The sequence below is a fragment of the Stenotrophomonas sp. CFBP8980 genome, from assembly GCF_034046095.1.
GTDB lineage: Bacteria > Pseudomonadota > Gammaproteobacteria > Xanthomonadales > Xanthomonadaceae > Stenotrophomonas > Stenotrophomonas lacuserhaii.
The window spans coordinates 54,832-67,837 of the sequence record NZ_JAXCXF010000007.1 but is presented as its reverse complement, the minus strand read 5'-3'; the positions used below and the strand labels follow the sequence as shown (position 1 = coordinate 67,837).

General features: G+C 63.0%; 10 protein-coding genes. 3 read left to right on the top strand and 7 right to left on the bottom strand.

What is annotated here, in order from left to right:
- Positions 1-31: 31 nt before the first annotated feature.
- The 7 genes from SOM47_RS14280 to dnaA all read right to left on the bottom strand — a co-directional run bounded on the left by SOM47_RS14280 (position 32) and on the right by dnaA (position 10,401).
- Positions 32-1,249, bottom strand: a complete 1,218-nt coding sequence (locus SOM47_RS14280) for a tetratricopeptide repeat protein (protein ID WP_192084917.1) — start codon at positions 1,247-1,249, stop codon at positions 32-34.
- Between the two features lie 133 nt (positions 1,250-1,382).
- The gene (locus SOM47_RS14275) at positions 1,383-2,189 is read right to left on the bottom strand and encodes a M48 family metallopeptidase (protein WP_320505953.1); all 807 of its coding nucleotides are present in this window, start codon (positions 2,187-2,189) and stop codon (positions 1,383-1,385) included.
- Between the two features lie 106 nt (positions 2,190-2,295).
- Entirely contained in the window at positions 2,296-3,144 is an 849-nt protein-coding gene (locus SOM47_RS14270; RefSeq protein WP_192084918.1) for a CPBP family intramembrane glutamic endopeptidase, read from the bottom strand.
- Positions 3,145-3,213: 69 nt separating this feature from the next.
- Complete coding sequence (gene gyrB, locus SOM47_RS14265; RefSeq protein WP_182656596.1) at positions 3,214-5,673, bottom strand: DNA topoisomerase (ATP-hydrolyzing) subunit B; 2,460 nt, start codon at positions 5,671-5,673, stop codon at positions 3,214-3,216.
- 109 nt (positions 5,674-5,782) lie between these two features.
- Positions 5,783-6,877 carry a DNA replication/repair protein RecF gene (recF, locus tag SOM47_RS14260; RefSeq protein WP_320505952.1) on the bottom strand — a complete coding sequence of 365 codons (1,095 nt, stop codon included), beginning with the start codon at positions 6,875-6,877 and terminating at the stop codon, positions 5,783-5,785.
- A gap of 792 nt (positions 6,878-7,669) precedes the next feature.
- Positions 7,670-8,770: a DNA polymerase III subunit beta gene (dnaN, locus tag SOM47_RS14255; RefSeq protein ID WP_042612143.1), complete on the bottom strand. Its 1,101-nt coding sequence runs from the start codon at positions 8,768-8,770 to the stop codon at positions 7,670-7,672.
- A 275-nt stretch (positions 8,771-9,045) separates the two neighbouring features.
- Complete coding sequence (gene dnaA, locus SOM47_RS14250) at positions 9,046-10,401, bottom strand: chromosomal replication initiator protein DnaA (protein WP_192084921.1); 1,356 nt, start codon at positions 10,399-10,401, stop codon at positions 9,046-9,048.
- A 254-nt stretch (positions 10,402-10,655) separates the two neighbouring features.
- Between dnaA and rpmH the strand changes: the two genes are divergently transcribed.
- The 3 genes from rpmH to yidC are packed head-to-tail and all read left to right on the top strand — an operon-like array spanning position 10,656 to position 12,993.
- Positions 10,656-10,796, top strand: coding sequence for a 50S ribosomal protein L34 (gene rpmH / locus SOM47_RS14245; RefSeq protein ID WP_006404565.1), 141 nt, complete (start codon positions 10,656-10,658; stop codon positions 10,794-10,796).
- 5 nt (positions 10,797-10,801) lie between these two features.
- On the top strand, positions 10,802-11,296 hold the full coding sequence (rnpA, locus tag SOM47_RS14240) for a ribonuclease P protein component (protein WP_083492029.1): 495 nt from the start codon (positions 10,802-10,804) through the stop codon (positions 11,294-11,296).
- Positions 11,296-12,993, top strand: a complete 1,698-nt coding sequence (yidC, locus tag SOM47_RS14235) for a membrane protein insertase YidC (RefSeq protein WP_320505951.1) — start codon at positions 11,296-11,298, stop codon at positions 12,991-12,993. Before rnpA ends, yidC begins: the two co-directional genes overlap by 1 nt.
- Positions 12,994-13,006: the final 13 nt, after the last annotated feature.

Below are 13,006 nucleotides of genomic sequence, written 5' to 3'. Positions count from 1 at the left end.
CTTCGCGCAGGCATTCAGGCGTTATTCCTACTTACTTCAGGTTGATGATTTTGTCCGCATCCGCGGCGTTCTTCAGGCCACCCTTGGCCTTGGCCTGACGCGCTGCTTCCTTGGCCTGGGGAATCTTGCCCTCACTGTGCAGGACACGTGCCAGATTCAGGTAGGTTTCGCCAGTGGGCGACAGCGGAGCGGCTTTCTGCCACGCCTCGATCGCCTTGTCCACCTGCTGCGGTTCTGAGTAGTAGTAGGACTGTGCCAGTGCCAGGTAAACCTGGTGGTCCGGCTTCAGTATGCCCTTCTCGAGACCTTCGTTGATCACCGAGATTACTTCCTTTTCCTTGTTCTCGGTATTGGCGTAGATCGAATACAACTGCTTGTATTCGCGCTCGTCGGTCAACTGGCCCGAAGCACGCAGCTTGTCCATGACACCGGCGGCCTTGTCCATCTGGTCGGCCTGCATGTACATGTTCGCCAGGTTGAGCTGCGCCTTCTTGTCATTCGGATTCTTGGCGGCGACGGCCTCGGCGGCGCTCACGGCTTCACCGGTCTGGCCGGCTTCGGCGTAGGCGGCCATCAGCAGCTGGTTCCACTGGTCCTTCGGCTCCGGCGAGGCAGCGATCGCTTCCTTCAGTACCGGGATCGCTTCCTGGTAGCGCTCCAGCTGGTACAGCGCCTGGCCCTTGGAAACCAGTTCCTCGGGCTTCTTCGAACCGCTTTCAGCGAAGTACTTGTCGATCAGGGTCAGGCCCTGGGCCTGCACGGCCTTGTCGTCATCCTGCAGCTGCAGCTGGGCCAGCATCAGCATCGACTGGAAGTGGCCGTTGTTGTCCAGCGCGTTGGCGTCCAGCACCTGCTGCAGGTAACGCTTGGAAGCGGCGACGTCGTCCTGCTGGTAGGCCGCCTGCGAAGCGAGCTGGGCGGCGAGCGCCTTGTCGTATTCGTTGGCGGCGCTGTTACCCAGGATCGCAGTGGCCTCGGTCAGCGTTTCCGGGAACTTCTGCTCGTTGTAGCTGTCTACCAGCTTCTGCAGTTGCTTGCCGAGCTTGGGCGAGGACTTCATGCCCGGCTCTTTACGGGTCGCGTTGGGGAACAGCACTTCGGCCGCGGCGGCCTTGCTGCTGCCACGACGCTCGCGCTGTTCCGTACGGTCGGCCGAACGCGTCTGCGCGGTGGCCTCGGCGATCACGGCACCGCTGACAGTGGTCGCAATCAGCATGGTCAGCAGGGCTTGCTTGGGGTTACGGAGCATATCTTTCACCTCGATCAGACCGCGTAGCGGCAGCAATGACGGACGTCAGAAAAATCTGAGCCGCCAAACGTATCAGAATTATGCGACCTGAGAAATCGTTTCCTGTGCTGCATCACAGCAAATTAACGGATATTCAGCTACAGCGTGGTTTGCGTCCCGCCGCCTGCGCTTGTTGGAACACGCCTTGCAGGCCGGGTGCATCGCGCTGCAGTTCACGGATCCGATTGGCCGGATCCGGATGGGTAGACAACCATTGCGGGCTGCGGCCACCACTGGCGGCCATCATGTTCTGCCACAGGATCACCGCTTGGGCGGGATCAAATCCGGCCTCGGCCATCAGTTTCTGGCCGACCACGTCAGCTTCGCTTTCCTGGGTACGCGAACCGGGTAGCAGGAACAGCGTCTGTGCGCCCATGCCGCCGAACTGGTTCACCGCGCTGGCCGCCGTTTCACCATAGGCCGCGCCTGCAAGCGCGCCGACCACCGAAAGACCCGTCTGTGCGCCCATCTGGCGAGTGATGCGCTCTTCATGGTGGCGCGCGATGACGTGACCGATTTCATGGCCGATGACGGCCGCCAGCTGGTCCTGGTTCTTGGCCACGGTGAAGATGCCCGAGTTCACCCCGACCTTGCCGCCAGGCAATGCGAAGGCGTTGGGTTCGCTGTCGGCGAACACCGCCGTCTCCCAGCGCACGCCCCGGTACTGCGAGGGCAGTTGTGCGACCAATGCATTGACCACGCATTGCACGTAGGCGATCTGCCTGGCGTCGGTGCTGATTTTTTCCTTCTGCTTGGTTTCAGCAAAGGCTTGCGCGCCCAACTGGTCCAGCTGGGCCTGCGAAACCCCGCCGACGACCTGGCGGCGCCCGGTGGGCGAGGTGGTCGTGGCGCACGCACTCAGCAACGCAGTAATCGTAAAAGCCAGCAGCAGTCGTTTCATGGATCGGATCCCCGTGTTCATACAGCGAGTGTCCACTCAAACGGCTTAAGTTTTCGTCAATCCAGTCAGCGCATGTCACGCATGCGCTGCGGATTGCGGCACGTTTTCAGGTCGCGCCGAAGACCATCAACAACGTCATCGCAACCGCGTTGTTCAACGCATGCGCCCCGATCGGTGCCCAGAGCGTGCCGGTGCGCTGGTACAGCCAGCAGAATGCGGCGCCCATGCCGCCGTAGATCAGCCACAGCTGGGCGATTTCAGCCGGCCCGTTGCCGCTGGTGCCGGGAATCTCATGGACCAGTGCGAATGCAAGGCTGCTCAACAGTACGCCGAGCCAAGGCTTTCCGGCCTGCCACAGACGCCCGAACAACACGCGGCGGAACAACAGTTCCTCGTACGCGGGTGCCAGCACCACGGCGAACAACGCCAGGAACACCGGGAATTGCGCTGCAGCGCTGCTCATCAACTCGAGGTTGGTGGGGACCGGCTCGATACCGGCCCGCTTGGCCAGAAAGCCGATGCCGTTGCTGCCGATGATGACCAGTGCCGCCACCCACAGGGTCCAACCCCAGGTGGACGGTCGGCCCAGAGCGCGCTTGGAGGTTTCACGTTCGGCAGGCGTGGCGCGACGACGCCAGAAGTACAGGATCAGCGCTGCGCCGCCGGTGGCGAACAAGGCCATCAGGATCTGTGCCAGCGCGCCGGGCTGGCCCAACTGCGTGGCGATCGAATCCGGACTCGGCGCTGGCGCACCGTTGGCGGCCAGTTCTGCACCGACCCGCATGCCCTGCACCGCGCCCCACAGCAGTCCAGCAAGCAGGCTCAGGCCGAACAGGATGAGCGCCGCCAGTCCCAGATCGATCAGGAAACCGGCCACCGGTGAGCCGGCGGCACGCGGTTGGGGCGCGGAGGCGCCGGGAAGCGGTGGCGGTGGTACCGGGGTGACTGTCGACATGCGCATCCTGCAGCAGAAGGAGAAACGCCGGCGCCACGTTGATCCGGGCACCGGCAACCTTCGATTGTGTCAGATATCCAGATTGGCGACTTTCAGCGCGTTGTCTTCGATGAAGTCACGACGCGGTTCAACCACGTCACCCATCAGGGTGCTGAAGATCTGGTCCGCAGCAACCGCATCTTCGATGCGTACCTGCAGCAGGCGACGGGTATCCGGGTTGACCGTGGTGTCCCACAGCTGCTCGGGATTCATTTCGCCCAGGCCCTTGAAGCGCTGGATCTGGCGGCCGCGCTTGGCTTCCTCGAGCAACCACGCCTGTGCCTGGGCAAAGCTGGTCACTTCGATCGATTTGGCACCGCGATTGATGGTGGCGCCTTCGCGGACCAGGCCATGCAGCAGGTTGGCCGCCTGGTAAAGCGCGCGCAGTTCGCCGCCGTCGAACGCGGCAAGCGGCAGCACCTGGATGTGCTCTTCGCCCATGTGGCGACGGGTCACCAGCACGGCTGCCGGACGCTGGTCGTTCGGTTCCTGCAGTTCCAGGCTGAAGCGCGCCGAACCCAGGCTGCCCTGGTTGAGGCGGGCAGCCAGTGCATCCAGGCCTTCACCGGCCGGTGCGTTGCGCAGGTGCTCCAGGTCCATCGGGATGAAATCGACGAGCGATTCCAGCAGCTGGCGATCGTAGCGGTGCGCGTTGCGCGAAATCGCTTCGAGTGCGCCGGCATAGCTCAGCAGCAGTTTTTCCAGATGGACGCCGTCAATCGGCGGTTCGCCGGCAGCCGGCACCAGCGCGGCATTTTCCACCGCGCTGCTGGCCAGGTAACTGTCCAGTGCCGGGTCGTCTTTCAGGTACAGCTCGGTCTTGCCCTGCTTGATCTTGTACAGCGGCGGCAAGCCGATATAGACATAGCCGCGTTCGATCAACTCAGGCATCTGACGATAGAAGAACGTCAACAACAGCGTACGGATGTGCGCGCCGTCGACGTCGGCGTCGGTCATGATGATGATCTTGTGGTAACGGAGCTTGTCCGGGTTGTACTCGTCCCGGCCGATACCCGTGCCCAGCGCAGTGATCAGCGTGCCGACCTGGTCGGAGGCCAGCATGCGGTCGAAGCGCGCGCGTTCCACGTTGAGGATCTTGCCGCGCAGCGGCAGCACGGCCTGGTTCTTGCGGTTGCGACCCTGCTTGGCCGAGCCACCTGCCGAGTCACCCTCGACGATGAACAGTTCGGACAGTGCCGGATCCTTTTCCTGGCAGTCGGCGAGCTTGCCCGGCAGGCCGGCGATGTCCAGCGCGCCCTTGCGGCGGGTCAGGTCGCGGGCCTTGCGGGCGGCTTCGCGCGCACGCGCGGCGTCGACGATCTTGCCGGCGATGGCCTTGGCTTCGTTCGGGTTTTCCTGCAGGAACGCTTCCAGACGCTGGCCGAACGCGTTTTCCACCGCCGGACGGACATCCGAGCTGACCAGCTTTTCCTTGGTCTGGCTGGAGAAGCTGGGATCAGGCACCTTGACCGACAGCACCGCGATCATGCCTTCGCGCATGTCATCGCCGGTCAGGTTGATCTTGGCCTGCTTGGCGATGCCGTTCTGTTCGATGTAGTTGTTGAGCACGCGCGTCAGCGCGCCGCGGAAGCCGGCCAGATGGGTGCCGCCATCCTTCTGCGGAATGTTGTTGGTGAAGCAGTACATCGTTTCCTGGTAGGAATCGGTCCACTGCAGCGCCACTTCCACGGTGATGCCGCTGTGTTCGCCCACGACCGAGATCACGTGCGGATGCAGGGGGGTCTTCAGCTGGGCCAGATGCTCCACGAAGCTGGCGATGCCGCCTTCGTAGTGGAAATCGTCGCGACGACCTTCTCCGCGCTGGTCGATCAGCACGATCTTGACGCCGGAGTTGAGGAACGAGAGCTCGCGCAGGCGACGGGCCAGGATGTCGTAGTGGAACTCGACGTTGTCGTGGAATGCCTTGGTCGACGGCCAGAATCGCAGCGTGGTACCGCGCTTGGTGCTGGCTTCAACCTGCTGCAGCGGCATCACGGCGGCGCCGTCGGCATATTCCTGATGGTAGTGGAAACCACCCTGGTAGATATCCAGGGTCAGCTTCTGCGACAGCGCGTTGACCACGCTGACACCCACGCCGTGCAGGCCGCCGGACACTTTGTAGCTGTTGTCGTCGAACTTGCCGCCGGCGTGCAGGACCGTCATCACGACCTCGGCTGCCGAGACTTCGCGATCCAGCTTCCTGCTCATCTGCTCATGCTTGCCGGTCGGGATACCACGCCCGTTATCCGACACGCCGACCGAGCCGTCTGCATGGATCGTCACCGAAACGTGGTCGGCATGGCCCGCGAGCGCCTCATCGATCGAGTTGTCGACGACTTCGAACACCATGTGGTGCAGGCCGGTGCCGTCGTGGACATCGCCGATGTACATGCCGGGGCGCTTGCGGACGGCCTCCAGGCCTTCCAGCGCCGTAATGCTGTTGGCGTCGTAGGTGCCGCTGTTTGCAGGGGTGTTCTGTTCGTCAGTCATTGCGCTCGCCGTAGGCTCCGCAGGTCGGGCGCCAACGAATGGCGCGCCGAGAAAGAGGGGGTGTTCCAACCTGAATTATACCAGCCGGGCAGGTGTACCCCGGGGACCACTATGGCACACCCGTGACCTGGCCATGTTCCACGTGGAACCGCGCGATATCGGTGCGGTCCAGCAGCGGCACGGGGGTCTCGGTGGCGGTGATGAATATCTGCGCCGGACCTGCCAGCAGGCGATCCAGGACCCGGCCTTGGTGGTTGCGATCCAGCTCCGACCCCAGATCATCCAGCGCTATGACTGGCCAATGCCCGCGCTCCACCGCATAGTCTTCGGCCTGCGCCAACAGGCAGGTGAGGGCGGTAAGCTTTGCTTGCCCCCGAGACAGCGCATCTCGTCCGGGGATACTCCCGAAACCGACGCTCCAGTCCGCGCGGTGCGGCCCAACCGAGGTATAGCCGGCCTGTCGGTCACGTTCGCGTGCGAGCAGCAGCGCATCGGCCAGCGAAAGCTCGTGCCGACGCCACCCGGGGCTGAGCGTCATCGACTGGACGTCCAGCTGGGGGGCGAGCGCGGCGGCAAGTTCCAAGGCCCGCACCTGTAGCCGCTCCAGATAATGGAGACGGCGGCTGGTCAACGGTTCGCCGGCCTCGGCGAGCTCGTGGTCCCAAGTGTCCAGCATCCGCGGCGAGCCGCCTTGCTTGAGCAGGGCATTGCGTTGCTTCAGGGCCCGCGAATAGCGTCGCCACAGGGAAAGGAAGTCCGGTTCCACGTGGAACAAGCCCCAATCCAGGAATCGGCGACGGGGTTCGCCGCCGCCGCTGACCAAGGCGTGGCTGCCGGGTTCAAAGGTCACCACCGCCAAGGCCGCGCACAGATTTCCCAGCTGCGCGACGTCTTCACCGTCCAGACGGCCTTTCCAGTCCTGCCCGGAATGACGAAGACCGGCACGGCGGCGTATTTCGCTGCCCTCGGCGTTCGATTCGTCCCATTCCACGAAGATTTCCAGCGAGTCCTGTCCCTGGCGGATCAAACCGTCGCGAACCCTGCCACGGAAGCTGCGCCCGTAGGCCATCAGGTGCAGTGCTTCCAGGACGCTGGTCTTTCCGGCGCCGTTCTCGCCGGTCAGCAGGTTGATGCCAGGCTGCGGCAACAGTTCTGCCGCGTCGAATCGACGGACCTGGTGGAGGGAAAGACGGCGGATCTGCATGGAGGGACGCGGCCGGAACCGACGGTGCGGGAAGTTGAGCGATCTACCAGCTTACTGCATCGGTCAAGTGCTCCCCTCAGGCGGCGGCGTGAAGCCACGGCGCGCCCTGTGGGGGGCCGGAATCGGCTGCGTTCTACGGCTCTGAGCCCGCGACGCCCACCAGATATCAAAAAATCCAAGGCCGTCCGCCGAGACGGTTCCACGTGGCGGGGCTGAAATCCTTGAATTCTGCCGGACCCCAGCCCACGGCCCGTCTCAGGTTTCAAAGAATCAACACCATCCCTAAGCCGGTCGGGAAAACCTCTGGATGACTTAGACACAACCACTGGGCAATCTGTGGATAAAAAACGTACTTCAAGTCGGCCTGAATTCTATCCACAGGTATTCCCCCAGCCCGACCCCCTATTTGAGGGGGGGTTTCGATGCCAACAAACACTTTTAAATCAATTACATAACCTAGTTATACATGAAATCTGGCCCTACCATCACCACCATGCTTTAGATTTATACCCAGATTTAAAAGCTTGGCATACCCTCCGAAGAAGCCCGGGAGGGGTGTGGATAGCCGTCTACAGTGCAGGGCAACGCAAGCGGCGGCGACGGCGCAGATTCATTGAACATCCCGGATCTTGCCGGCGGCCGATCGGCGTTCAATGACAGCTGCCTTGAACCTGACGGCAGCTATTGAACGTCTAATCCCAGCAACCCGTTCCAACGACGATGCTCCACGTGGAACAACAAAAAAAACGCCCGAACCAGTCGGGCGTTTCCTGTTCCACGTGGAACCGAGCGTCAGAGACGTAGCGGCATCACCACGTGACGCGACTTTTCGCTGCTCGCTTCACGCACCAGCGCAGAGGAGTTCGAATCGCGCAGCTGCACGATAACGTACTCATCGCGCAGTGCCGAAAGCGCATCCAGCACGTAGTTCACGTTGAAGCCGATAGCGAGGTCGCTGACGGTGGTCTCGGCCTCGATCTCTTCCTGGGCTTCTTCCTGCTCCGGGTTGTGCGCGCTGATCTTCAGGTTGCCCGGCGAGACTTCCACGCGGATGCCGCGGTACTTCTCGTTGGACAGGATCGCGGCACGCTGCAGCGAGGCACGCAGGGCTTCACGATCCACCTTGACCTCACGGTCGGCACCGATCGGAATCACGGCCTCGTAGTCCGGGAAACGACCGTCGATCAGCTTAGAGGTGAAGGTCACATCATCGCGCTTGACCCGCACGTGGCTGCGGCCGACTTCCAACTCGATCTCGCGATCTCCGCTTTCCAGCAGACGCTGCAGCTCGGTGACGCCCTTGCGCGGCACGATGATCTGCCGCTTGGAACCGCTGGGCTTGGCCAGATCGGTTTCGCACAGCGCCAGGCGGTGCCCGTCAGTGGCAACGGTGCGCAGCGTATCGCCGCGCAGGTCGAACAGCAGGCCGTTGAGGTAGTAGCGCACGTCCTGCTGGGCCATCGCGAACGCGGTGCGCTCGATCAGTTCCTTCAGGGTGGCTTCGCCGATCGCAACGCGCTCGGTGGCTTCCACTTCGTCCACCGACGGGAAATCGTTGGCGGGCAGGGTTGCCAGGGTGAAACGGCTGCGCCCGGCCTGCACGGTGATCTTGTCACCGGTCTGCGAGACGGTGATCCGGCTGCCATCGGGCAGGGCGCGGATGATCTCGAAGAGCTTGCGGGCGGGAATGGTGGTTTCGCCGTTCTCGGCGTCTTCAACTGCGATCCGCGACACCATTTCCACTTCCAGGTCGGTACCGGTCAGCGAAAGCTGCCCGTCCTGCACCTGTACGAGGAAGTTGGCCAGAACCGGCAAGGTCTGGCGGCGTTCGACCACATTGACGACTTGCGCCAACGGCTTGAGAAAGGCTTCGCGCTGCAGTGTGAAACGCATGTGGTTCCGTGCCCCTATGCTTTAAAAAATATGGGATAAATCAAAAGCTTGGTGGTGATGGTAGAGCCAGAATTCAGGGAAAACACACTCAAGTATTTGAATGCAAAGGGTTTTAATGCCTCGAAACCCTATGGAGTACCGCCCTTCAACAGGGGGGGAAAGCTGTGGATGGAATTCCTTGGATCTGGAACGCCTTTTTTATCCACAACATGCCCCGTGCTTGCCCCCGGATTCTGCACCGTTTTGTGCGATGACGCCTCAACGGCGTACGTGCATCATTCGCTCAGCTTGCGAATGAGCTTGTCCCAGTCTTCCCGCAGCTTGCCGTCGGTTTCCATCAACGTCCGGATCTGGCGGCAGCCGTGCAGCACCGTGGTGTGGTCCCGCCCTGCGAAGGCGTCGCCGATCTCGGGCAGGCTGTGCTCGGTCAGTTCCTTGGTCAGGGCCATCGCGACCTGGCGCGGGCGGGCCAGCGACCGGGTCCGACGCTTGGACAGCAGATCCTTGATCTGCAGGCCGTAATAGTCGGCAACGGTTTTCTGGATGTTGGGAATGCTGATGGCCTGCTGCTGGGCCCGAAGCAGATCGCGCAGAGTTTCCTGGGCGAACTCCGTGGTGATCGCACGGCCAGTGAAATTGGCCCGCGCGGTCAGGGTATTCAGCGCGCCCTCGAGGTCGCGCACGTTGGAGCGCATCTTCTTGGCAATCAGGAACGCCACATCGTCGGGAATCTCAGCGCCACGTTCACGTGCCTTGGCCAGCACGATGGCAGCGCGGGTCTCGAAGTCCGGTGGCTCGATGGCCACCGACAGGCCCCAGGCAAGTCGCGACTTCAGGCGCGCTTCCAGGCCTTCGACTTCGCGCGGATACCGATCACAGGTCAGGATGATCTGCTGCTTGCCGTCGAACAGCGCATTGAAAGTGTGGAAAAACTCTTCCTGGGTGCGGTCCTTGCCGGCGAAGAACTGGATGTCATCGATCAACAGCGCGTCCACCTGCTGGAACTGGCGCTTGAACTGATCCATGGTCTTTTCCTGCAGGGCCCGGATCATCGCGCTGAAGAACTGTTCCGAACGCAGGTAGAGCACCTTGGCGTGCGGGTTGGCTTCGCGCATCGCGTTGCCGGCCGCGAACATCAGGTGGGTCTTGCCCAGCCCGGTGCCGCCGTACAGCAGCAGCGGATTGTGCGCCCGGTCACCCGGACGCTGCGCGGCCTGGAACGCCGCCGCCAGGCCCAGCTGGTTGCTGCGCCCTTCGACGAAGTTGGCGAAGGTGTAGTGCGAATCCATGTTGCCGGCGAACGGCACCACCGGCGCACTGGCTGCCGGCGACAGCGCCGGCGAGGCACCCCCGCTGAACAGGCCCGGATTCGACGCGATCTGCGTCTCCATGGGGCGCGGACGTGAGCCGATTTCAAGAAAAACGTCGCCAAAACCAGCGAAGTGGGTCAGCAGTTCGCGGATCCTCGGCAGGTACAGCGAGCGCACCTGGTCGACGATGAAGGCATTGGGGGCGAAGAGGATCAAGGCGTCAGCGCGCAGATCAGCCTGCAGCGGCTTCAGCCAGGTGTGAACGTCTTCAGGCGGGAACTCCGCTTCAAGGCGTTCCAGACAACGGGACCAGGCATCCATCGGCAATAATCATCTTGGGCCGGTGGTCAGGCGCTTGAAAGCACCGTCCCGACAGGCCGGAAAGGGGGAAAAGGATGACTCAGACTACCATCGCCGGGCGGCCTCTGGAATGGTTGTCCCACAGTTATTCACAAAATCATCCACAGCTATTGCACAGCCCCATGAAATCGCGTAGTCACAAGGACTTGACGCGAGGGGGTATGTACCTCTAGAATTTCCGGTTCTTTCCGTCCATTTCATACGAGAGGCCCAACATGGCCACCAAGCGCACTTTCCAGCCCAGCAACCTCAAGCGTAAGCGCGACCACGGTTTCCGTGCCCGTATGAAGACCGCTGACGGCCGCAAGATCCTGTCGCGTCGCCGCGCCAAGGGCCGCAAAGTCCTGAGCGCCTGATTGCCATGCCGCTCTCCGCGGCAGACGCAATCCTTCCGATAGTGAGTACTGCTGACCCGCGCAAGCGATTCCCTCGCTCTGCGCGGGTTCGCACGCGTGCCGAATATTCTACGGTCTTCAACGGCGCCCGCCGGGTGTCCGAACCGCTGATGACCCTTCACTGGCTGCCAGAAGACCGGCCGGCCAGGATGGGTCTGGCCGTTTCACGCAAGGTGGATCCGCACGCCGTAGGGCGTAACCGGATCAAGCGCGTCCTGCGCGACGCCTTGCGACATTGCCGCGCTGACCTGCTGCCGGGCGACATTGTCGTCGTGGCACGTAGTGCTGCGCGTGCTGCCAGCAACGATGAGATCCGCCAGGCCTTCCTGCGCCTGTTGCGACGCCTTGGAGCATTGCCCGCCCCGGTCGTGGACGGCACAATGCCGCCTTCCGACGGCGTCGCATCGCCTTCTTCGAACGAGCCGGCACCACGCCCCGGCACCGCAGAGCCTGTCCGCTGATGAACCAGACCCGTATTTTCCTTGTTTTTGCCTGGCTGATGGTGGCCGTGCTGTTGTGGATGGAGTGGGGCCGCGAAAAGGCTGCACCGCCGGTCACACAGACCACCACCGCCGTGGCCGCTGCCACCCAGGCCGTCCCTGGCGCCACGCCCGGCGGCGTGCCCGGTGCACAGGTGCCCGGGGCCACTGCCGCGGCGACCACCGCCCAGGCGGCCGCCACCCCGGCCACCCAGCGCGTGACCGTCACCACCGACGTGCTGCGCCTGGTGCTCGATGGCGGCCGTGTGCTGGACGCCGAGTTGCTGCAGTTCCCGCAGACCAAGGCCGACAACAGCCCGCCGGTGCGCCTGCTGACCGAAGACCCCGCGCATCCGTACAGCGCGATCAGCGGCTGGGCCAGCGAAGACAAGAGCGTGCCGGTCCCGGGCGCCGATGGCTTCAAGCTGGTCGGTGACCAGCGCGAGTTCGTACTGGCCGATGGCCAGAAGGAACTGCAGATCCCGTTCGTCTGGAACGGTCCGAACGGCGTGGTGATCGACCGCACCCTGACCCTGTCGCGCAACGAGTACGCGATCAAGGTCAAGGACGTGGTCCGCAACCAGGGCACGGCGCCGTGGAACGGCTTCGTCTACCGCACGCTGGACCGCAGCCCGACCATCCTGTCGCGCAGCATGACCAACCCGGATTCCTTCAGCTTCAACGGCGCCACCTGGTTCAGCACCGAAGGCGGCTACGAGCGTCGTGCCTTCGCTGATTACATGGACGACGGCGCGCTGAACAAGAACATCACCGGCGGCTGGCTGGCGATGCTGCAGCACCACTTCTTCACCGCGTGGATCCCACAGTCCGACCAGGTCGCGCACTACGTGCTGTCGCAGAACAACGGCCGTGACCAGATCGAAGCGCGTGGCCCGGCCTTCAACGTCGCGCCCGGCCAGCAGGTCAGCAGCGAAGCCCGCCTGTGGGTGGGTCCGAAGCTGGTCAACCTGATCGCCAAGGAAGACGTGAAGGGGCTGGACCGCGTGGTCGACTACAGCCGCTTCTCGCTGATGGCGGTGATCGGCCAGGGTCTGTTCTGGGTGTTGAACCAAGTGCACAAGCTGGTCAACAACTGGGGCTGGGCGATCGTCGGCCTGGTGGTGCTGCTGAAGATGGTGCTGTATCCGCTGTCGGCGGTGCAGTACAAGAGCGGGGCGAAGATGCGCCGCTTCCAGCCGCGCATCGCGCAGCTGAAGGAGCGCTACGGCGATGACCGCCAGAAGTTCCAGACCGCGATGATGGAGCTGTACAAGAAGGAAAAGATCAATCCGATGGGCGGCTGCCTGCCGATCCTCATCCAGATGCCGATCTTCTTCGCCCTGTACTGGGTGCTGGTGGAGTCGGTCGAACTGCGCCAGGCGCCGTGGCTGGGCTGGATCCAGGACCTGACCGCGCGTGATCCGTACTTCATCCTGCCGGTGATCAACGTGGCGGTGATGTGGGCCACGCAGAAGCTGACCCCGGCTCCGGGCATGGACCCGATGCAGCAGAAGATGATGCAGATGATGCCGATCGTGTTCGGCGTCATGATGGCCTTCATGCCGTCCGGCCTGGTCCTGTACTGGGTGGTCAACGGCGGCCTGGGCCTGCTGCAGCAGTGGTGGATGACCAAGCGCCATGGCGGCGATCCGGTCCCGGCCATCGCCACCAAGAAGTAAGCCACACAGGAAC

Coding starts and splice junctions, on each gene's coding strand:
- SOM47_RS14280 (WP_192084917.1), bottom strand. CDS start 1,249: ATGCTCCGTAACCCCAAGCAAGCCCTGCTGACCATGCTGATTGCGACC.
- SOM47_RS14275 (WP_320505953.1), bottom strand. CDS start 2,189: ATGAAACGACTGCTGCTGGCTTTTACGATTACTGCGTTGCTGAGTGCG.
- SOM47_RS14270 (WP_192084918.1), bottom strand. CDS start 3,144: ATGTCGACAGTCACCCCGGTACCACCGCCACCGCTTCCCGGCGCCTCC.
- gyrB (WP_182656596.1), bottom strand. CDS start 5,673: ATGACTGACGAACAGAACACCCCTGCAAACAGCGGCACCTACGACGCC.
- recF (WP_320505952.1), bottom strand. CDS start 6,877: ATGCAGATCCGCCGTCTTTCCCTCCACCAGGTCCGTCGATTCGACGCG.
- dnaN (WP_042612143.1), bottom strand. CDS start 8,770: ATGCGTTTCACACTGCAGCGCGAAGCCTTTCTCAAGCCGTTGGCGCAA.
- dnaA (WP_192084921.1), bottom strand. CDS start 10,401: ATGGATGCCTGGTCCCGTTGTCTGGAACGCCTTGAAGCGGAGTTCCCG.
- rpmH (WP_006404565.1), top strand. CDS start 10,656: ATGGCCACCAAGCGCACTTTCCAGCCCAGCAACCTCAAGCGTAAGCGC.
- rnpA (WP_083492029.1), top strand. CDS start 10,802: ATGCCGCTCTCCGCGGCAGACGCAATCCTTCCGATAGTGAGTACTGCT.
- yidC (WP_320505951.1), top strand. CDS start 11,296: ATGAACCAGACCCGTATTTTCCTTGTTTTTGCCTGGCTGATGGTGGCC.